14 protein-coding genes are annotated in these 20,320 nt (G+C 53.0%); 9 read left to right on the top strand and 5 right to left on the bottom strand.

The window, feature by feature from the left end; all coding sequences use genetic code 11:
- Positions 1-92: 92 nt before the first annotated feature.
- The 6 genes from E4634_RS16060 to E4634_RS16085 all read left to right on the top strand — a co-directional run bounded on the left by E4634_RS16060 (position 93) and on the right by E4634_RS16085 (position 5,480).
- Positions 93-614, top strand: a complete 522-nt coding sequence (locus tag E4634_RS16060) for an HD domain-containing protein (RefSeq protein WP_240725219.1) — start codon at positions 93-95, stop codon at positions 612-614.
- The gene (locus tag E4634_RS16065; RefSeq protein ID WP_135445670.1) at positions 590-1,939 is read left to right on the top strand and encodes a phospholipase D-like domain-containing protein; all 1,350 of its coding nucleotides are present in this window, start codon (positions 590-592) and stop codon (positions 1,937-1,939) included. Before E4634_RS16060 ends, E4634_RS16065 begins: the two co-directional genes overlap by 25 nt.
- Positions 1,940-1,970: 31 nt before the next feature.
- A complete protein-coding gene (locus tag E4634_RS16070; RefSeq protein ID WP_135445671.1) occupies positions 1,971-2,978 on the top strand; it encodes a hypothetical protein in 1,008 nt (335 codons plus the stop codon).
- Between the two features lie 102 nt (positions 2,979-3,080).
- Positions 3,081-3,593, top strand: coding sequence for a DUF3293 domain-containing protein (locus E4634_RS16075; protein ID WP_135445672.1), 513 nt, complete (start codon positions 3,081-3,083; stop codon positions 3,591-3,593).
- A 44-nt stretch (positions 3,594-3,637) separates the two neighbouring features.
- A complete protein-coding gene (locus tag E4634_RS16080; RefSeq protein ID WP_135445673.1) occupies positions 3,638-4,774 on the top strand; it encodes a thiamine-phosphate kinase in 1,137 nt (378 codons plus the stop codon).
- A gap of 91 nt (positions 4,775-4,865) precedes the next feature.
- A complete protein-coding gene (locus tag E4634_RS16085; RefSeq protein ID WP_167854940.1) occupies positions 4,866-5,480 on the top strand; it encodes a thymidylate synthase in 615 nt (204 codons plus the stop codon).
- A gap of 5 nt (positions 5,481-5,485) precedes the next feature.
- Here E4634_RS16085 and E4634_RS16090 read toward each other — a convergent pair whose 3' ends face one another.
- The 3 genes from E4634_RS16090 to E4634_RS16100 all read right to left on the bottom strand — a co-directional run bounded on the left by E4634_RS16090 (position 5,486) and on the right by E4634_RS16100 (position 12,427).
- The gene (locus E4634_RS16090) at positions 5,486-8,725 is read right to left on the bottom strand and encodes an NACHT domain-containing protein (protein WP_135445675.1); all 3,240 of its coding nucleotides are present in this window, start codon (positions 8,723-8,725) and stop codon (positions 5,486-5,488) included.
- Between the two features lie 91 nt (positions 8,726-8,816).
- Positions 8,817-9,860: a hypothetical protein gene (locus tag E4634_RS16095; RefSeq protein WP_135445676.1), complete on the bottom strand. Its 1,044-nt coding sequence runs from the start codon at positions 9,858-9,860 to the stop codon at positions 8,817-8,819.
- Positions 9,861-10,183: 323 nt separating this feature from the next.
- A complete protein-coding gene (locus E4634_RS16100) occupies positions 10,184-12,427 on the bottom strand; it encodes a hypothetical protein (protein ID WP_135445677.1) in 2,244 nt (747 codons plus the stop codon).
- 320 nt (positions 12,428-12,747) lie between these two features.
- Here E4634_RS16100 and E4634_RS16105 point away from each other — a divergent pair, with 320 nt between their 5' ends.
- A complete protein-coding gene (locus E4634_RS16105; protein WP_135445678.1) occupies positions 12,748-13,749 on the top strand; it encodes a hypothetical protein in 1,002 nt (333 codons plus the stop codon).
- Positions 13,750-13,863: 114 nt separating this feature from the next.
- Here the strand turns inward: E4634_RS16105 and E4634_RS16110 are convergent, their stop codons facing one another.
- Positions 13,864-14,442 carry a hypothetical protein gene (locus E4634_RS16110; protein WP_135445679.1) on the bottom strand — a complete coding sequence of 193 codons (579 nt, stop codon included), beginning with the start codon at positions 14,440-14,442 and terminating at the stop codon, positions 13,864-13,866.
- Positions 14,443-14,502: 60 nt separating this feature from the next.
- Entirely contained in the window at positions 14,503-17,745 is a 3,243-nt protein-coding gene (locus tag E4634_RS16115; RefSeq protein ID WP_135445680.1) for an SNF2-related protein, read from the bottom strand.
- A gap of 650 nt (positions 17,746-18,395) precedes the next feature.
- On the opposite strand from E4634_RS16115, the gene E4634_RS22180 reads away from it, so the two are divergent.
- Together E4634_RS22180 and E4634_RS16125 are read left to right on the top strand one after the other, a co-directional pair.
- Positions 18,396-18,872 carry a T6SS effector amidase Tae4 family protein gene (locus E4634_RS22180; RefSeq protein ID WP_135445681.1) on the top strand — a complete coding sequence of 159 codons (477 nt, stop codon included), beginning with the start codon at positions 18,396-18,398 and terminating at the stop codon, positions 18,870-18,872.
- A gap of 769 nt (positions 18,873-19,641) precedes the next feature.
- Complete coding sequence (locus E4634_RS16125) at positions 19,642-20,292, top strand: hypothetical protein (protein WP_135445682.1); 651 nt, start codon at positions 19,642-19,644, stop codon at positions 20,290-20,292.
- Positions 20,293-20,320 lie beyond the last annotated feature (28 nt).

The following is a 20,320-nucleotide window of genomic DNA, read 5'->3' on the forward strand; positions in this document are numbered from 1 at the left end:
AAATAATTGGACCTTTCCAGCACAGATCTGATCGATGACGGATTCAATCAAGCGGGGATGGACCACTTGCCTATTCCTTCGGGAGACAAATATTGGCGTCGCTGATCACCGACCAGTTTATCGACTATGCGAAGGGCGAGTTCCGACTCGACTGGCACGGTATCCATGGGGCCTCGCACTGGGCACGGGTACGCCGTAATGGTTTGCTATTGGCAGCCCAGACAGGGGCCAATACCCGCGTGGTGGAGTATTTCGCGTTCATTCATGACCTGGGGCGACGTAACGACGATCACGATCCAGAGCACGGTCTGCGGGCAGCAGGCCTGGCCCGGGAGCTAGCCGGGGAGCTAATAGATGTGACCGAAGTGGAGCTGGGGCTGTTGGTGCATGCTTGTGAAGGTCATAGCGAAGGGCATCTTGAGGCGGACGTGACGGTTATGACCTGCTGGGACGCAGATCGTCTGGATCTGGGTAGGGTGGGGATCGTTCCCGATCCATCGCGCCTGTGTACAGCCGCCGCGCGTGATCGGGATCTATTGGCTGCGGCCTACAGGCGTTCGATTCAGGGGTTTCTAGAAAGGGGCTATGGATGCAGATATTTGCCAACAAGCTAAATGGTCAGTTTCTTCCTAACGTCCTGCCTGACGAAAAAGTCGAAATCGATTTTGTACGGGCCGCGATCGCTTACGGTAATGACGCTACAACGCTAATCGAGAACTGCCTCGCCAATCGGCGGCGACTGGATATCTGGATGCGGTATGACCATACCGTGCCGGTTGCACCGGCCTTGCTTCGGAAGCTGCTCGCCAGCGCATCTTCGAACATTTTTTGTACACTGATCTCGGATGTACTGCATTCCAAGGTCATCTGGTGGAAGAGGTATGGCGTCTACGTGGGTTCGGCCAACCTCACTGATCGGGCCTGGATGACCAATATCGAGTTTGGTGTGTTTCTCCCGGAGTCAGAGCTGGAAAGTGCTGGCAGCCTCGGGGAAATAGAGGATTTCTTTGCGCAGTTGGAAAGCTGCGAGGCGGCTATCGGATTGACCGAAGAGATTGTCGCCGAGCAAGAAGCCATCCAGGCGTTGCGGTCTAAGCAAATTCATTCACTGGACACTGAAGCCCTGAAACTTCGGTCGGTTAAAACATGGGGTGGGCCTGTAGAGGTTTCCAACAAGGGCAAGGCCATTGATAAACGTAGAATCAATTTTGTGAAAGAGTGGACCGAGGGTCTGACCTTTCTGCGCGAGATCGCGCAGCAGGCTCCTGATTTTCGGCCGCGATGGCTACATGAAGATGTACCCCCCGCCTGGCAAGCTGACCAGTTTCTTCATGCCTACTATTACAACGAGGTCCAGGACGGCGCTAGGCACCCCTACGAAGATTTCTATGTGAAACACCGAGCGGATCCCGCTGGGGCGGTAGTCCGGACGCTACAATGGTGGTCCCGGCTACCTGACCCACCATCGCATGAGGACGAGCATTGCCATGTGCGGGCGCCGATCATACAACGCTTCCTCGCCAAAGATCGGTTGGCGCACATCACCTTGGAAGATTTCATTGAAGTGTGTGCGGCCAACCACTCCACAATGGATCACGTCCGCAGGATGCGCCTGTCTGTGCTGGGGCTGGAAGACACACCTGGAGCGACTGAACACCAGCGGGCCAGGGCTTTTGCCAGCTGGCTCTGGGAGAAACGTAACAAGAAAGGGGAGTCAGTCGTCGACCTGTTGAAGTACGTGCTCGATGGTGGTCCAGCCAAGGAACTGCCGAATCGCATCTTTGACGTGACAAGTCTGGAGGAGCGAAAACTAGCCCACTTCGGAACCAACCAGGTGGCAGAGCTCGCAGGTTGGGCAAGGCCTGAGCTGTGCCCACCGAGGAATGGCCGCACCAGCAAGGGCCTAAGGGCTCTGGGCTACGACGTCCGCATTTATTGATTCATAACGCACTCACAGAGCACGGAAACCTATGCGACAGGATATTGGCTATCAGTTTGTACGAGAGCTAGCTGCATTCTGGGCCATCACGGATGACAGGGCGGTTTGGTACTCGGACGGATTTGACTGGTGGCCAGGATCGCATAGGCTCTCCGTTCGGGTCTCAGAAGGAATCGAGATTGATGGGAACACGAATTTCAAGGTGACTCTTCGTACGGAGCTGCTTGAATCGGTCCATTCCGAGAATGATCAGTTGCCGTCGATCTTGCGCGTTATCATGAACGGTGCTCCGAGCTATACGGTCGATCACTTGGACAGTGATTGCAGAGCTGCAATGGGGGTTGGTCCTGGGGAGAGGCCGATTGCACTGGTGAGTACGGTTTACATCCGCGAGGACAATCTCGCCTGGACGCCGCGGTTTATCGCCGGAACAGGGATTCTGCAGGCCTACGATGCCCAGCGATTGGCTGTGGCCATGGCGGAACAGCTTGGTGTGAAGCCGGCCGTGTCCGGACCCAATGGACCGCCGCTGGCAACGGTTGACGAGTCACTTTTCGCCATAGAACATCATTTTGTACCCGCAGGTCAGGAGCCCAGTCGGTGGGCAGGGAGTGGTGAGTTCGAGGAGATCGCAGAACGCTTACCTGAGGATCAATTCTTCGTGAATGCGGATAAAACCGGCTTATCACTCGAGTTGGCTTTTGGTTCGGATACCGCGCTGATCGAATTGCATACGAGCCAGCCGCACCCTGTTCTTGGTCATGGCTTACTGACAACCTTGAAGCTCCCCTTCGAAGTGGATGGAGAATACTCGTTGGAACCGTGCTTCTATGCGCAAATGGAGGTGATGAATGACGCCCCACTCCCACTACTGGGTAGCTGGACCATATGGGAGCGGGGAGAAAGCCGGTGGGTTATGGCGTACAGTTCCTTTATCCCGAATATTATCCATCAACCCAATCTCGCATTGAACCAGGCGCTTTGGATGATAGGACGCGCGCGCTGGGTTAAAGATAAGTTTTTTCCTGAAATGGCCTAGATGTCGCTCTATGAAGTTTTGCAGCAACGGTTCAACGTCCCACGAACCACACACTAGCCATGAGTGAATACATCTTGATCATAAAAAATGGAGTAGCCGACTGTGGCAGATGAGTGGATGGATTGTTTGCACCTGGAAACCCGTATTGGGATGAATTTGCAGGCCTTAGGGATCAATCCCAACCCGGGCATCCAGGCCATCCGGGAAATCGGACCGGCAACAGCTATGGCCTACGACACGACGCTGTTTGATTGCCAGCTCCCCGATTGCGTTATTACCCTGTCGCCGGGCGAGATGGCGCCAGACCTGGATGAGCATTTGAAACAGTGGGAATGTGACTGCTGGTGTTTTATTACCGCGTGTAATCCGCGCTCACAACAGCTCGATGATGAGGCTAACCGGGAAAGGCAACGCATTCTGGGTGATGTACTTCGAATGAAAAACGAGTACGTCTTTGATGGCGTGGGTCGCAGTGCATCGGGTGACTGGTACGAACAGAGCTTTTTCGTCGCGGGTATCGACTTCTTGCAGGCGGAGGCACTGGCGATCATTTTTGAGCAGAACGCCATCCTGATAGGCCAGCGTGGTGGTCCTGCGGAATTGCTGTTCATCTGACACGGTGGTTGCTATGTTCCGGTAGCGCGCATTGGAATTCCCAATTGATAAAAGAAGATCAAAACGAAGAATTAGTTGTCATGAGTAACGCTGAAAAACAGGTCGAAAGCCGAGCATTGGATATTGTCGGCGAGCGTTTTATCAAAAGCCGTATTCTTGAGCGCATCCAATCTTTTCCCACTGTTACCAAGGAATTGATTGGCGGTCTAGGCCATGACGCAGGAATCCTGAACAATCCGCTCGGCTCCGACGACAAGTTGCTAATCAACACAGATAAATCTGGAGTGAGCAAGGCCTACAAACTAGGACTCGCTGGTGGTGAATGTATTGGTGATTTTGCGGTGTCTCATGCGGTGAGTGATATCCTGGCATCTGGCGGAGAACCTTTCGCAGTGTCGGTAGCGCTGATGCTGCCCGGGGATACGACGGTCGGTCTTGTAGATGAAATTCTTGACGGTATATTGCAAGCTTGTGCAGATTTTAATGTGACTCTCACGGGCGGAGATACCAAAAAAGCAGATACACTGTCTGTAGTGGTTACTGCGCTCGGTCGAGCGCCATCAATCAATCTTTTGTATAGAAATACGCCTCAACCTGGTGACCAGCTGGTGGTATCCGGGGTGCTAGGATCGATGCTACTTGGCTCTGCAGTCTTCAAAAGAGGGCATGCCATCTCAGACGCGGTTCGAGACGTCCTCGTCCATGCGCAAATTTGCCAGCGGCCGCCTTTTCGCTTGGCGTTGGAGATGAGTCGAGCCAGAGTTGCCAACGCCTGCACCGATATAAGTGACGGCTTGCAGGCGGCATGCCGCAATATGATTCCTGGATCGAGCCTTGGTGTTGAATTGGAGGAAATACAGGTTCCGGTTCACCCTGCATTAAAGGGATTGGCGAACACACTGGCACTATCTCCGCTTCAGCTATCAATGGCTGGAGGGGACTGGCAGTTTCTGTATTGCGTCCCGAAGGACAACATCGCAACTTTAGGGAGCATCAGTGACCGAAGCGATACCAGTCTCACAGTAATCGGAGAGGTTATTGAAACGGGGGGCGTCTGGGCCAAGACGAGGGAAGGACACAGGAAAAAATTGCGACAGATTGAACACGATAGTTTCTTGAACCGGATCAATGGAGTGAGCTATTTCGATTTTCTCAGTGATCCTCAAGAAATGTTCGAGTAAAACGACGAAGAATTTTGTGTAGGTATAGCCGACGATGATAACAATTGCTGCCAACACGCTTGGAGAGTGTTGGGTAAAATGCATACAGTCCGTGCTCGATCACGGGCAAATACACCATGATGAAGATGTCGTCATCCAGGAGGTTCTGGGACTCTCGGTGGCGATCTCTTACCCTTCTTCAGAAGATCTTTTTATCGCCAATGTGGGAGATCAGAACGTCATTGACAAGATGCTCAGAAAATTCTCCAAAGGTATTGTGATGAAGGATCGTCCGTTCACCTACGGACAACTTATCTATGACATGAACGGTATCGATCAATTTGAGTGGATGGTAGAACGCCTGCAGGCGAAACCTGAGACCAAGTCAGCGACGATCTCTCTGGTGACGCCAGGATTGAGTGACCCCAACTTACCTTGCCTCAGTGTCTTGGATGCGAAAATTCGCAATGATGACCTCCATCTTCAATTTTTCTTCCGCAGCCAGAATATCTTCGGTCGCCAATATGCCAACTTGCTTGCGATCGCCGCCCTGCATGAACGATTGGCGCATCGGCTTGAGTGTGGTGTTGGCAGCCTGAAGGGCTCGATCGCATCCGCCCATATCTACGGGTACGATCTGGCAGATGCCCGCAAGCTGGTCAAATCTCACTCCACCAGGATCACAGACCGCTACTACAGCATGGGGCCCGCTTCGATCCGATCTTAGTGCTCCTACCGGTCTTTCTGGGCGCTCAGGATCGCCTCTCGGGCAGTTCTGATCAGTGCGCGATAGTCCTTGAGTCGCTTTTTGCTTCCGTGGGAGAGGAAGAAAGCCTCAGCGAGGTCAATCAATTGCAGGCGCTCCGCCAGGGGCCAATCCGAGCTTGCTTCGATGTGGGCCTCCAGCTCCCGGTGATACCCACTGCCCGCAGGAAAATTACAAGGATCCTGGATCTCACGCTGCACCCTTTCCAGCTGCCTCTGTTCGGGTGACAGGTACAGTTCTGCGATCAACTCGCTAGGACGCTTGTCTGTGCTTTTATATACATTGCGCACGACAGAATCTGTAGAACTATCCAAATTACGCTCCATGGAGCCTCCATGTCCGTGAACCCGATTTCGAACGGATAGAGGTATTTGTTGGCGGCTCTGGGCCAAACCAGCTTCGAGGATGAAACCAATATCCTTGTCTGTCTCGGCCCTTTCAAATAACAGGTGTAGTTGTTGCGCAGTAAAGTCATTGCGACGCAGTACTCCGCGTTTTATCAACTGCATCGCGCGTACGGGTGAAACCGAATCTGCCAGCCGAAGTATCTGGTCACGGTTTTGCCGGATTTCCTCTACCTGCAGGACGCGATCTTTCGTCAGCACGTTAAGTATTCGTGGCGATAGCTCCGTGCTCTGGCCGATGTTCTTCAATATGGCGCGTTGGGCACCGTTGAACTGAGAAGTATTGACCTTCTTGGTAGCAAGTAGGGCCAGAAGCTCGAGTTCCAGAGGGTCACCATCGTTGACATTGAGCGCACGCTTCCAATGCCCTCGAAACTCGTCCTCACCAATGATCTTGTTGCGTACCATGAAGCTGAGCTCTACCACCGTCGCATTGGCTATCGCGTCGGCACGCTCGCCGTCTTCCAATTCACCTACGACCAGCTTTTGCGCACTGGTCATATGTAACAACCAGTCGGGCTGGCCAATGACCACGTGTGGCAGTAATTCCAGCCAGACATTCCGTCTGTCGATGAGTAGGTGCTGCAGGCGCTCCAAGCGGACACGCCCTTGAGAAAAGCTTGTCAAGGCATACCAGAACGCGACGCCTTCAAGCGCAGAAGTGAGCTCGTCCGGTAGTGGATGTTTCTGAAAATGGCGGCCTGGTGATGGCGTCCGGCCAAGGTAGGCTAAACTTCTCGTAACTTCATCGACGTCTTCACCGCGCATGCAACGAATAATACCTCTTACCCAGAGGTCATTTTGCGGTGCAGAGTGGCGACCCACCGGTTCTGGAAGAATCTTTAGTCTTGCATCATCCCGAAATGCTGCACAAGCCAAGAGAGGTGAGATTTGCCAGGCAGCTTGTACGAAATGTTCAGGTGGATGATCAAACAGTTCGAATGCGAAAACTATCGGCATGGACCACCGATGCAAGTCGAAGTCTTTGCCCGCCTGGAGTAGATGATGTTGTGGGTGACTGGTCAGGAAGACGGCTACCAGGTACTCCTGTATTGTTTCATGAGTGAACCTGATATTTGAACCGTTGCCTATGGTCTGAATCAGTAAGCCTTGCACAGTTCGGTCAATAAATGGGGTTGTTCTGTCACCCAGTGCCGGGCGTAACCGATCTTCTGCGTATCCAGGAGTACAGGCCACAAGCCCATCGCAGCGCATCGAATAGGCAAGCAATGCCAGGGCCTCTTGTGTTTCATCCTCTGAATAGATGGATGGTTCGCCCGCGGACAAATCCTTATCAACTTCCCGGCGTAACCAGGCCCCAAAGAATCGACTATAAAGGTCGGCGAGGCCGTCGGGGAGCTCGCCATTTTCGCGCCAGAGCCAAGCCGTCATCTGGAGGAGGAGCGGACTTCTTGCGATCATCTGCGCGGTGGATTTCTGCGTCAGTGACTCCCAGAAAGCTTGCACTGTGTCAGGGACATCATCCAGATATTTGGCAACGAACCGCTGCTGTTGCGATGTGCCCATGGATCGCAGCTCGATAGTTTTTCCAGCGAAGTAGGGTAGGTGAGCGGCGCGCGTAGAAACAATAATCTTCGCACCAGGAAATTCCTTCAGGAGATCACTCAGGTCAGTCGTACATTGTTTAAAATGTGGTGACGGACACTCATTTAGTCCGTCCAACACTAACGCCAATTGGCCGGATTCGAGTGCAAGTGAGATATCTGCCCATTTCAGTGGTCGGATCTCTCGACAGATCAGATCACGGAGACCTTCACCCGTGTATCCCGAGATTGGGATATACAGCGCCCAGTCATCATTCACGGTGCGGTAAGCAAAGTTGATGTCTCGCACCAGTTTCAGCAGGCTCGTGCTCTTCCCAGAGCCCGGCTCCCCGACTAGAAACGCGGGATACACCCGGGTGGCGATCTCTAGAAACTGGCTTTTGTCCATGGCCATGTCCCCGCTGGACCTCTCGGAGGAGAGATAATCCTCATTGGACTGATAACGACGACGTCCGGAGTTTTTGTCACGCTGCCGGGCAGTAGCTTCAAGTGGCACAAACAGTTGCTCGTCGGCTACTCTTGCTTCCACCAATTCATGGCAGTAGGTGCTCACCGTCGAGAAGTAAACGGCGGGATCAGTCTTCTGCAATTCCTTGATCCATGAATCGAACTTAGGGCTTACAACTGCCAGATCGCGCTTTTCCCACCAAGTTTCGGCTTCTTCATGTGATAGATTGGCTGTGGTTCCTCGGTCTCCGCCTGCTCTGACAAGAACTACCTCTTTGTGCTGTGAATTCTTAGTTGTTGCATGCGTGAGGACAAGCGGACCGTGTGAAAAGTCGCGCGGGGCAACTGCAAAAAGGAGCACGTCAGTTCCCTGGTATCTCGCCCAATAAGGATCAAAATCTAACCGATCAGTTGGAACTTTCCAGCGCCATCGCCCACGGTTTTGGGTGCGCCATCCATCCTTGTTTAGAACCTTGTCAGAGATCAGGCGGGTGAAAGAGTCCCTATTGCCATCGAACCCACTTTTGTCGAGGCCGACTGCATTGCCTTCATCGTCGATGCCGAGCACGACCATACCGCCTGAGCCGTTTGCCATACTGACCAGGGCTTTTATCAGGTTGAAGACATAGTCCGCATCGTTACTTTCCGCGGCCTCCTGAGGATTCTGGGCCTTGATCGCCGCCTTGAACTCCAGCCAATCGACCTCGCTCCCCTCGGTCAGTTGGAGAATCGCGTCAAGCTCATTGTTCTTGATATCGAGTGCTTGATTGACGAATTCAAATGCGTTCATGGTTGTCCTTATATTGAACGATGACGGAGGTCTCACGTCGGCACGTCAAACGGTACATGGGAATCACCGACTGTATGGTCACAGAGATTCTCTAGCGCAAAAGGTCATAGAATCCCGAGGGCGTAATGACGGCGGGAGAGGACGCCACCTCGGTCAATGAGTGTTCGAGCACCCCGGAGCCGAGCCTCGTGAGGTTGTCCCTGACGCGCAGGGGTATCGCCCGTTCGTGTTGGCCAAGGAACGTCAGAGCCTGGCTTACCGACCATTCATTCGCCCCGGTATCGCCAAACTCATGGCCGAACCGCGCAACGACACGCTCTTTGGTCGCGTTTGCCAGCGCCAATCTGGTCATAAATTGATCGAGAAGTGAATAGTTGATCGCTCTGGCTCGCGCCGCTGCAATCTGCTTTTCGACCTCTGAAAGGTGATTGTAGGCGGCCGCCGCGGACATCGCGGCGAAATCGCCAATCTCCATATTCTTCGTGTGTAACCAGCGATCACGCCCCGTACTTCTTATGGCAGTAAGCCCATTTTTGCAGATCAACACCACGCGGCCCCAGTTCAATCGGTATGAGCTATAGCCATTATTCAGACCATAGACGACTCTGCAAGTGAGCCCCACCTGGTGATCGCTCCCAGGCACGGAGAATTCTTCCACGACTTCTCCAAACGGCGTGTGAGATACCGCTTCGCGCGGAGCAATACCAAGTCGCTGCAGCGATTGTACCAAGACACGCCGGAAATCCTGTTGGTTCATCTCAACGAAATTTGGCGAGGTGAGTCCATAGATCCGGCGACCATCGCTGGCTTCCATACTCCTGAGCACATAACCCGAATTGGACAGGGCGCATTCGAGCCGCTGGACGAGGTCGGCTGTACCCAGGTTGTACCATTGCTTCATAGTCGCGGTCTGATCAAGGTCGCGCCAGATGTGAGAACCCAGCTGGTGGATCAACTTGGCGTCGAGATTTCCCGAGAAGGCTCGGCCCGCTGTCGAGATTGTGATTTGTCGATAGGAGGGTGAGATCGCCACCGATACGCGGTCGTTCAGTGGAGTGGACGTGATCAGCCCCTCGAAATCGATAACGTTATCGAGAGCGGTATCGATAGACAAAGGAGAAGCAGAAAGTCGCATAGGAGCCTCCAATCGCAACAAAAACATGCCGTTTGAGACGTCGCTACGTCTAAAGGCACCACAAAAAAAAGTTTTGTCTGTGCGACACCCAGTGGAACTGAGTATCGATTTTTGAGGAGTCGGGCAGTACCCGTCTCTGATTGGAGTTGCTCTGAGAGCGCGAAGGAGAATACGGCAGTCACTTTCCCGTTGTCAACACATAAATGTGAGTCCTTTGGGTGCCTGGCGACCAGGTATCGTCGTAGTGGATTTTATGCAAACCTCCAACAAGCTATCCCCCCTACCTACCTTGACTGTGGCAGGCGGCGGATTGCCGCTCACCGTCAATGAAAATTGAATGGCAACAGTGTATCCAACGCGTGTATCCGCTCCTGGTTAGAGGTGGCATGGCGTAGTTCACCCAGATGCGCCGAGGGGAAGGGTGCTTCAGGGCAGGTGCGCCTGGGTGGTTCAAGCTCAAGTGCTAAGCTGTCGCCGAGCGCGTGCAGGCAGTGGGCCATCCAGTGCAGTATGGCGCTATTTTCCTCATCGCAACATTCGTCCACCGCCTTTTGCAGGTAAACGACGGCCTCAACGCTTTTGAGTGAATTCGCCAACATCCAGGCTCGGTAGGCATTGATTAGCATCCAAGGATGCCCCTCGTGGTTCTGCCAATCATCGAAACAGCCGAGATACTCCAGTTGTTCCTGGGTCTCCTCGGAACCGCGCACCAGCCAGCGCAGTAATAGATAGTGCTCGAAGCGCAATGGCGAAGCGCTGCGTGCCAATTGTCGGATGCTCGGGGCGCCGGATTTGCCGGTGGCCTGCTCAGTGATCGCCCTGATAGCTAGCGGTGCATCGGGATGCTGCAAGTCCATCAATGCAATAGCCTTGTAGATTTCAGTTTGTCGACGATTACTGGTGGCTTGATCCGGATCGGAAAGTTGCGAAAACTGCTCTAATGCGGCCTCAAAATACGCCAGGGCTTGTGGGTACTCGCCGCGAAAAGCACACAGTTGCCCCAGGGTAGAGTGCAATTTGCCATGATTCAGGCGACCTGGAACTGCGATGGGTTGCGTCAGCCAATCCTCTATGAAGGGTACTGCACTGGTAAAGTCGAAACCGTTGGTCGCGCTAATGGCTATTCTCAAGGCTGCCTCACACGCATCGTGAGCCGATTCCTCCTTGAGGGCGTTAGCTGCCGCCATGACTTGCGCCACCTGCTGGACGTCACATTGCCCCAAATGGTTGGCGCCGGCGAGCTGAGCAGATTTCATCTGGAGTTCCAGAAGACCGGGCAATCGCGCGCTAGAAGGATGATAGTTGTCCAGCCAGGTGAGCGCCCGCCCCAGGCTGCCTGCATCGAAGCGTTTGTGCGCAATGCGGTATCGGACTTCCGCGAGATATTTTCGCCACAGCGCGGCGTCGCACCGCGTGCGCTCCCCCAGTAGCGCAAGTACATCATGGAAGAGCGAGTGTCCGGGTTCCTTTGTCAGGTGCGTGCATATCGCAAACCAGGTAGCGGGGTCCAGGTCACTCTCCGCCTCTCGGTACAGCCGATCAATTTCGGCGACATCAGTACTCTGCAGGAGGCAATGGCCTGGCCAACCGGTGCGATTCAGCAGTTTTTTCTTGGTCTTGTCTGAACTGCCCCAGCAATTGGCGATGACATCGACGTAGCCATTGTAACGCTCGTCTTTGTCGATCAGCTTCAATGAGAGATTGAGCGTAGCGAAGCGCTCCGGGGCAAGACGGCGAAGCTCGTCGAGGAGAGTTTCCTCGAGTGCTTTCATGCTTCGGCTGTCCCGGTATTCTCCCCGGTTCTCAATTTTGAACGTAACCATTGTCTGTCCGTCCATGGGCAGCATGAGGAGTATCCAACGAGCCAGTTTGACAATGGCTGCGATCCAGCTGTGACTGTGTAGATCAGACTTGAGCGTGGCGCCCAGGATCCCGGCATCGCTCTTTCTCAGGGTATGGAGCATCGCCTCGATGTCGGTATAGGTAAGCTCTGTGGCGTGGGTGCTTTTTCCGAGCCCGGGCAATGTACAGCTTTCTGGCATCGCCAGGGCGATAACGCGCCCCAGTGTGCTATCCGTTTCATTCAAGGCTTGCGCCTGGGCAGAAAACTCCTTACCGGTTTCGTCGATGTAGATCTCCCACCGTGGGGATGACGGAAGTGCGCGCAGGTTTTGTGGGTGTAAGCCGTTCTCGATTGGGGTATAGGGCAGGGAGATCTTGAAGTTGCGATTCTTCTCCCTGAGCACTCCTTTGCCGGTCTTCCAGTCCATTGCTTTCTTAAACGCTGTGTTGACAGATTTAACAACGCGCCCGGGCTCGTACTTGCAGGTCTCGTCAATCCAGGTTCGTACTTCGTCGGGGGAGTCGCCCAAGCGGAGTTTTTGTTTGACCGTTGCGGCCAGGGCGGCAGCACGTTTGCCTTCCCGGGCGGCTTTATCAACCTCGCTTACCAATTGAGGATCGGTAGCCAGTTGCTCCTCTGCATCGCTGCGGTACTGCTGATACTTATATTCGGCGTTCGGGTCGTCGAAAATGAAGAGCTTGTAGGTTTCCCACTTCAGATCCATATGGTGATCTCGCATTGTAATCGGTAGATTGGGCAGCTGAATGTCCATTGCCTTTGTGGAGGGCTATAGCAACGTGTCCGGGGCATTTCCACCAGTGTATGGCCATGTGAAGCGATCACCAAAGCAAATCATCCAGGTTCTGTCAGGTTTCCAATGAACTCACAGAATTCGACGAATTGTTAATTTGTGATGATCAAAAAACTGCACAAAAGTGGTGTCAGCGATAATCTAAGGTGTGAGACTCTGTTGGGGCTCGGCTGAACCGTCGCGGCCTTTTTTGGGATCGCTTATTCGAAACAGCTGCAAGACAAAATCTTAATATGTTTAATAAAGTTGGCGCCTATATCCGAGAATTGCGGATCTCCTGGGATTTCAGGCGGTACGATCAGGTGTGCCGTAAAGCCCATGAGCAGGAAGCCGCGCTAAAGTATTGTGACAGCGCGTTACAGGCGAAGCTTGCTAGTTTGAATCGCTCAATATTTGAGCGATCCACTGAGATTTATGGCAGGGATCAGGAGGAAGCACAGAATTGCGTCAAACAGGCAGCGCAAAAGCAGTCCGAGGTCCTGAGCCTGCTTGAGTATTTTTTGCGCAGCTACAAGGTGGAGCTCGATGAACTGTACCACCGCAAGTCCCAGCTTCTCGACGCAAAATCCGGTCTGTGGGATGAAATAAATTCGTTGAAGGCCGACAAGTCAGCCGCCCACAGTGGCAAGGATGCGGCCTATCGCGATCTCAATACAGCCAAGGACCGGATCGACGCCTGGTACCGTAGATCGAGAAGGTCATTTTTTGGCAACGCCGGCAAGGAACTGCCGAAGCATTCATTGTTCGGTCAGAGCTTTGGAGACCTGGATGGCGAAAAATACGACCGCGATCGCGCTTATGAGCGAGTGCAGGCTTACAGGTCGGAAATCGGCGATATTAGACGCTTACTAGATAGCTGCTTTCGTCAGCTTGACGCTTACAAGTCCTCCATCAGTGAGGTATTTAGTGAGATCAAACAGGTAAAGGCGGACCGGACATACATGTACCAACTAAAGAAGCAGGGCCTGTCGCGGAGCGATCTACAACGAGAAGTGACTTCGGTTGGGGGCAAGCTCGTCGAAGCAAAGGAGGCGGTAGCCAGGATCAAGAAGCGGAAAGAGGAGTACGAGTCTCAGGAGCGGATACGGTGCAAAGTTCCCGAAGTTCAAGCCCAGATTGACGCGTTGCGTGCGGCTAAGCGTTCGTTTCTCGACAGCTTCTCCTTGCCTGATAACGTCGAAAAGAGGCGCGCTGAACATCGATTACTTTGGTGCCGTCAACGCGGGACTTCTTAGGCATCTCAGACAGAGCCTGATTGGATAGTGGTGAATCGGCATTAAATTTCCTGACGTTCTAATCGGTGATTGAAAAAAGTAATCTTCAAAAGACCAGAAATAGGGCTTTGTCGATCACTGCGTATCACCGGGGATTCCAAAAAGATGCATTTTACCCTCGGGCGACGAGAGAAATTCACCAAGTCCCTTCTTCAAATCCGAAAATTGCTTTGCGATAGATTGTAAATACTCCAGCTCCGGCAGAATCTTTTCTCTTTGACGGTCAAGAAGTCGATCTGTCTCGGTCCAAGTATCAATGGATTCGGTGTTAAGTCTTGGAATGAGATGGTGTATCAATTCATTCCGGTCGGCAACTAGTTCAGCTATTTTGTCTCGCCGTAGTTCGAAATGTTCTTCTTCAGTCTCTATACGAAAAGCGATTGAGAGGTGTATTTTCTTTGGGTCTTCCGATTGACTATCAGGAGACTCATCATCGCCAAATATTTCGTTAAAAAAATCACCAGCAACCGTTCCCATCGTTCGCTTGGAAACCGATTTTATTCTCTTTTCGTGACGCGACATGAGCGTATTTTCGTCGCCTGAGATGCGTCCATGGCTTACCAAATATTTGAGGACGTACTCGACCTGTTGATAGAGAAGAACATTTCTACCAATCTTACGCATAACCTCATTTTGGATTTCGGGTAGGTCCATATTTTTAATGCTGCTCCAGGGATGATTACTGGATTGTTCGTAAGCGGTTCTTCCTTGGTTTCAACTGACACCAATAATGCAGGCTTTGATGCGCTCTTCAATACCTGGCAACAGCGGAAATTCCCTAAAGTTCTCCTCCAGGGATTGAATTAGCCATTCCGGACGCGCAAGAAGGTCCTTGCGAATATCTTTGAGTAACAGCGGCTTGTTCCGTCTACCGCTCAGGCGCTCGAACCAAACTGGCCTGATCATATCCAACCACCGGGATGCGACCTCTTCCCAGTCTGGCTGGTGATCATTGCTGGGTGACTCCAACAAGGCCTTTAGGCGAAGTAGGTGGTCGATCGCCTTCTGTTCACCGGTGATGGTCAGCAACTTTTGAATGACGTAGCTGAGTTCCTCAAGCGCCCGTCGCTTTTTCTGGGCAAGCAAGCTTATTTCATTGTCCGCGAGTGATTCCAGAAAGTGTTGAAGGACATGGCTGCTTTTTTCATCCAGCTTTTTGTTTTCAGTGTTGGGTGTCAACCTTTCTCGGAGAGTCGTTGTGATGAGACTGAGCTCGGTAATGGGTCTGGATCTACGCTCGGGGATCAGTACCCAGCGGGGCGCACCGAAACTGCCACCAGTGACGCAGAATAGCGCCCAGGGATTCTTGGCACTGACCAGGCTGACACGGGACAACACCTTCTCGCGCGTGTGACGATAATGTTCGTACACCTCCTCGGTCACGATCGCGTGTTCGCCCTCCACCAGCGCACGCACTGGCTGAAAGGCATCATCGATCCCGTCCCAGTGGTGGTCAGCTGTCTCCGCCAGGTGGATCATATCGCGGGCATGGACCACATCACTCTGTACGGTCCGCATCGACTCCGGGAGCGGCATATTGGACCCGAGCAGTTGCTCAACGGTCTCATACCGCTCAATGAAACGCTCGTCGGAGCGCAGCGCAAATTGTTCAGCATCTTCGGGCCACCAGATTTCGATCGCCTTGTGTTGACTGTCCATACGGTCTACGCGGCCGGCGCGCTGCTCGGCTATGCGGACGACGCTCGGCATATCCAGGTGCACCAGGCAGGATGCTTGCTGCAGGTTCACGCCCTCCGACATGCTGTCCGAACACAATCCGACGATTCCCCGGGTATGTGAACCTCTCGCGAAGTGTTTGAGAATCTTGTCGCGTTCAGTACCGGCACCGCCGAATGCCAGAATCGTCTCTGCGCGGCCTTGTATCCTCAGAAGTTGATCGATGAACGCCAGAGTAATGGGGCGGCTGTCAAAGGCGAGAATCAGCGCATGGTGATCGAGCAGTTCAACCAGTTTGTTGGCCTTGGTCCTTTCCCTGGCATCGCTCATTTTTCGTGCACATTCTGCAATACGGCGATGGATCGATTGGTCGTGTCGGCTCGCTTTGGCGTGTGCTTCAGGGGATGTCAGCCAGTCCGGGAGTGCGATAGCGAGCTTGTTCTCCGGTACCCGGCCCTCAATTTTGTTCAATTGCGCTAGAACGTTTCCGGTGCTGCTGCCTTTATGAAACTGATCCAGCTGAAAGTAGTCGATAGCAGCTGCGGTGCCTTCGATATGCTCCAGTAGCGCCGCCCGTGAGGATCGAAGGGAGGCCATGACGATATAGCGGGCCAGCTTCTTTGCCGAATGCAGCCTGCCTTCGAGATAGCGAGACTCTGACACGCCCTGGTTGCGTAATATGGCCGGCATCTCAATGGGCTTGAAGAAATGTGTCACCCCATAGAGCTCGTCGGTGAGCGATTGGATCTCCTCCGCCAAAGCGCGGTCGGACGCACTCTCATCGAGGGCATATACCTTGGGCAAATGATCCGGGAATCTGCAGGGTCTGCCATCCTGGTCACGGTAGGCGAGGGGGTCTTTCTCGATCTGCTTGTTCAATTGCCGCTTGGTTCGTCTGACCGTGAAGCGACGAATTTCCTTGCGTAACTCCTCCAGTTCCGGTTCGGTCAACTGCCGGTTGATGCTTTTCGTGCCCAGCATTTTGTCAAAGGCCTGGAGGATTGATGGCGACAGGTTATCAGCGCCGAGCATGTCGGCAATCCGCAGCAGATCGACGATGCTGCGGTTGATCGGGGTCGCTGTCAGCAGGACGACATGGTCGGCCATATTCCGCAGGAGTTCCTGGGTCCGGTTGGATTTGAAGTTCAGGAAATTGTGCCCCTCATCGACGCACAATATCTGGGCCCGGCGCAGGGCATCAATTGTCAGCTCGTGCCGTCGAGCGCGCTTGTGACTCAATTTCCCGTGCGAGAAGGTTTCCAGAGAAACACTGTTCTGACTGCATTCTCTTATCCAGTTCTCTTCCACCGCAGGCGGGCAGACCATAATGGCCTTGCCCTGGCGCATACGACCTGAGCGCACGATCTGGTCTTGAACTGCGCCGATCAGATAGGTGCCCATGCGCGTTTTGCCCGCGCCTGTGGCATCGGCAATGAGCACGCTCCCCTGGTTCGACAACACGGTGAGCGCCTGGGCAATGCCTTGCTTTTGTGAGGGCCAGAGATTGCCGGCGGCTGTCAGATAGTCTCCCTGCAGGTACTTCTCCGCCCATTCGCCCTCCAGCAGCTCGGCGCAGGCTCTGGCCAGGGCTTCTTCCCAGCTGACTACGCGAAGCAGCTTCTCCAGCAGGGCGATCAATTGCTCCTGATAGCTGACACCTCGCTCCCAGTAGTTCTGCGCGATCGCTGTCAGTTCGCGGTAGCGCTTGGACTCCTTTGTGGCTGAGAACCGCGCATTGGCCTCGATCTGGGTCCGCAAGCCAGGCTCGGTGAAGTTGGAGGAGCCAACGGTAATACCCGGCTCACCACTGTAGATCTTGGCATGCAGGCGGCGATGCCCTGGCATGTAGCGCGCCTCAATCCTGCCAGACTTCAGTAGGTTTACCATCTCGATGACCTTGGCAGAATAGAGGAGGGAGATCCCCTGGTTTAACCAATAGGCTTCAGCCTCCGTGGTCAGGTCCGCCCGGTTGACGGTGAACGTACTGCGGCGTGACGGAAACGGCTCGTGCCCGATCAAGAGTCGCACCACGGCGTCGCCTGAGCTGCAATGGTCGCAGCAGAAATCGATGAGGCGGTCGATACTGGCGAAGCCAGTGATAATCAAAGGGGCGGCGCTGCTCCGAAGATCGGAGAGCACCACATTCTCGACTTTTAGCCCGTCCAGGTTGAGGGGAAAACGATCGGGCGCCGGGTAACCGGAATCGACCAACCGATCTTCAGGGGCATCGGCGGCAAATATGTCGAGGGTCTGATTGTGGGGGAAAGACTCACTGGACATGCGGTTACTATTTCATCGAGATTGGCAGTCTTCTGAGTATACCGGCCTTCGGGGTTATTGGACCTTCGATGATTTTTTAAAATCACAGTCGGTTCGTAGACAAATGGTTTCGTCTCGCTTACCCAGCACGCCATCCTTCCGGTACCGTTTGCCGGATATGTGGAAGTTCAACTTCTCCTTGTATACGTAGGCGCTTATCTGCTCAATTTTTAGCCGCAGTGTTTTGCCGCGAGACTCCGTGAGGATCGTGTCGCCGATCCTTAGTCCTAGCGCCTCGCCGCAAATAGCCTCCCGTTCCGCCGACAACGCGAGCTCCCATTTCTCCATATCGTCTTCGAGTTTCTTGCAAATGGCTTTGGCCGCGGTGAGAGGGCCCCCTGTATCACTGCCGAGGTAGATTTTCTCTAATAGGACCAGATGATCATCGGGAGCGGGGTAGTCGTGCCTGTAAATCGCGGATGACAGGATATCGCAAACTTGCTCAACATCCAGGATACTTCCTTGCCATCAATGCGACTTTGTCTAGACTTATTCATGCTTACCTTTCGAAGAGTTTTTCTGAGATAGTGTTGATTGCATAGAATTGTAATTCCGAGCCACCAGAGCGAGACCTTCACTTGCTCGCAAAGATAACGACAGGATAGCCTTCAATGTCATCAACTAAGGATTGGAAATACGATAAGGTCGAAGCCAAGTTCAAGGAGATTGGCTGCATCGTGTCCGGGTGTGAGTTCAATCATCCACAAGGCTGCAAATCTGCCAGCGTTCTTTGCTGTGCACTAAACCTGTCGGATGCCGTCATAAGTGCGGGCTATTCACTCCCATCAGCGTCAAACGTTAACTACTGCCCACATGGGCGAGTAAGGAACGCTGATGGCATGGCCAGAGTGACCAAAAGCCAGAATAGTGGGGCAATTGATGCCACAGGTTGGGCCAACAAACCCAGTTGGAAAGGAATCGTCTATTTTGAGGGCGGGCTCGCACTTTCACAAATTTATGATGGGCTCACGAGGAATTCTAAGTCGCTAATTCTCGCGACTGGGCACATTGATCTGTGGAATGGTTCAGGAGCAGTTCATGCGGAGTATCCAGACGCCGCCACAATCTGGTTCTGGCGGCTTGGTTAGTAATATTTCCACGACCTTTGATCGTTATGGGTTTACGTCAATAAGTGTATTCAGATAAAACGTCGCGTTCTTGAAGCAAAGACCACGACTCAATTCTGATGCCGCGTATAAGTCCCATTTAGTGAGAAGTCAGATTTTTTAGGCGATCTTCGTGGCACCTGTTAAATTCTAGTGGGGTACGCAAAAAGGCCTCTCGTTGCAAGGATGTAGGGGAAGTTTTTGGCTACCCGTCTGCTAGGCAGGGCGCGTTTGGCTCTTTTGCTTTCTACTGCAGTGAACGTGATTGGTATCCCTGGCCAATACGAAGGTGGTTGCTTGAGTAGCCGAAACTTCTTGCAGTGCTTGCAGGGTACCAGGTCTGATATTCCCAGATCGCGCGCCACCTCCTGCGAGGGACGACACCAATCGAGGAGGAAGAGTTCTTCACGGGTTAGTTCTCTGTTCATGACAGCGTGTACGACCTCATGCCCGGCCAAATTCATAGTTCTTGAGCTGTAACTCTATGAAATATAATTAATTTTGTCCGGTGGCTAGGAGGTTGAACTCGAGATGAACCATAGGCCGAATTGATACCAACTGGTTTGTGAGTTCGGTAGCTGTAAGTGGAAGAATCCTAAACACGTTCCAACAGCGAATATCCGAATCGGGTTGATCGGATACAGTAAGCTGACATAATTTGTCCAATCTTAAGATGTACGCTATACCTAGTCTTAGCCGATTGGTGAATCGGCGCCGATGTAGAACTACAATTTCATGGACGATTGTTCTCATGGCCAAAAATTACGTCTTCTTGATTCATGGCATTGATGAATTCAGTGTCGGCTGGATGCAGCAAGAGTCTACCGCCGCAACCGGTCTTCGAAAAGCCGTCCATCAATACCCATTATTCCAAAATCAGCTCCGAGATGAAGGCGTTGAGATCGTTCCCGCTTTTTACGACGACGTGTTCCAGCGCATTTGGAGTGTCGCTCAACGACAGATCGGTGGATGTCCTTATAGAAAAAGCCAGGGAGTAAGTATTTCCCGTCTTCAGTCGGTAACCTGGTCGATTGTTCTTTTGACTGCTCAACAGACGGCGCGTGTTTTCAGTACTACCCCGGGCCCGACGAGTCTTATGCATCCAGCAGGTATGCCAAAGATGAAGGGAGCGCTTGATATTCCCATTTCAACTGAAATCTTGGGCGTTCTCGGGCAGGGTGCATTAATTGCGATTTTCGAAGCCGGCGTTTCGCAGGGACTTAAAGATCGCATTAGGCAAGCACTCGTCAAGGACACACGCTGGAGTGAACTTGGCAGGTATCGTGACGACCAGCCTGCCGAAATCATGCAAATCCAATTGCACTACCTGGCATTTATTTTAGTGGGTGTCTATTTCTTGGCCCTTTTATGTATTCGACACGGTATTGAGAGATCCTGGTAATGACTTTCGAGATATGTCAGATAGTTTA

Origin of the sequence: Mangrovimicrobium sediminis, from assembly GCF_004745945.1 — a bacterium.
Classification (GTDB): Bacteria; Pseudomonadota; Gammaproteobacteria; order Pseudomonadales; family Halieaceae; genus Mangrovimicrobium; species Mangrovimicrobium sediminis.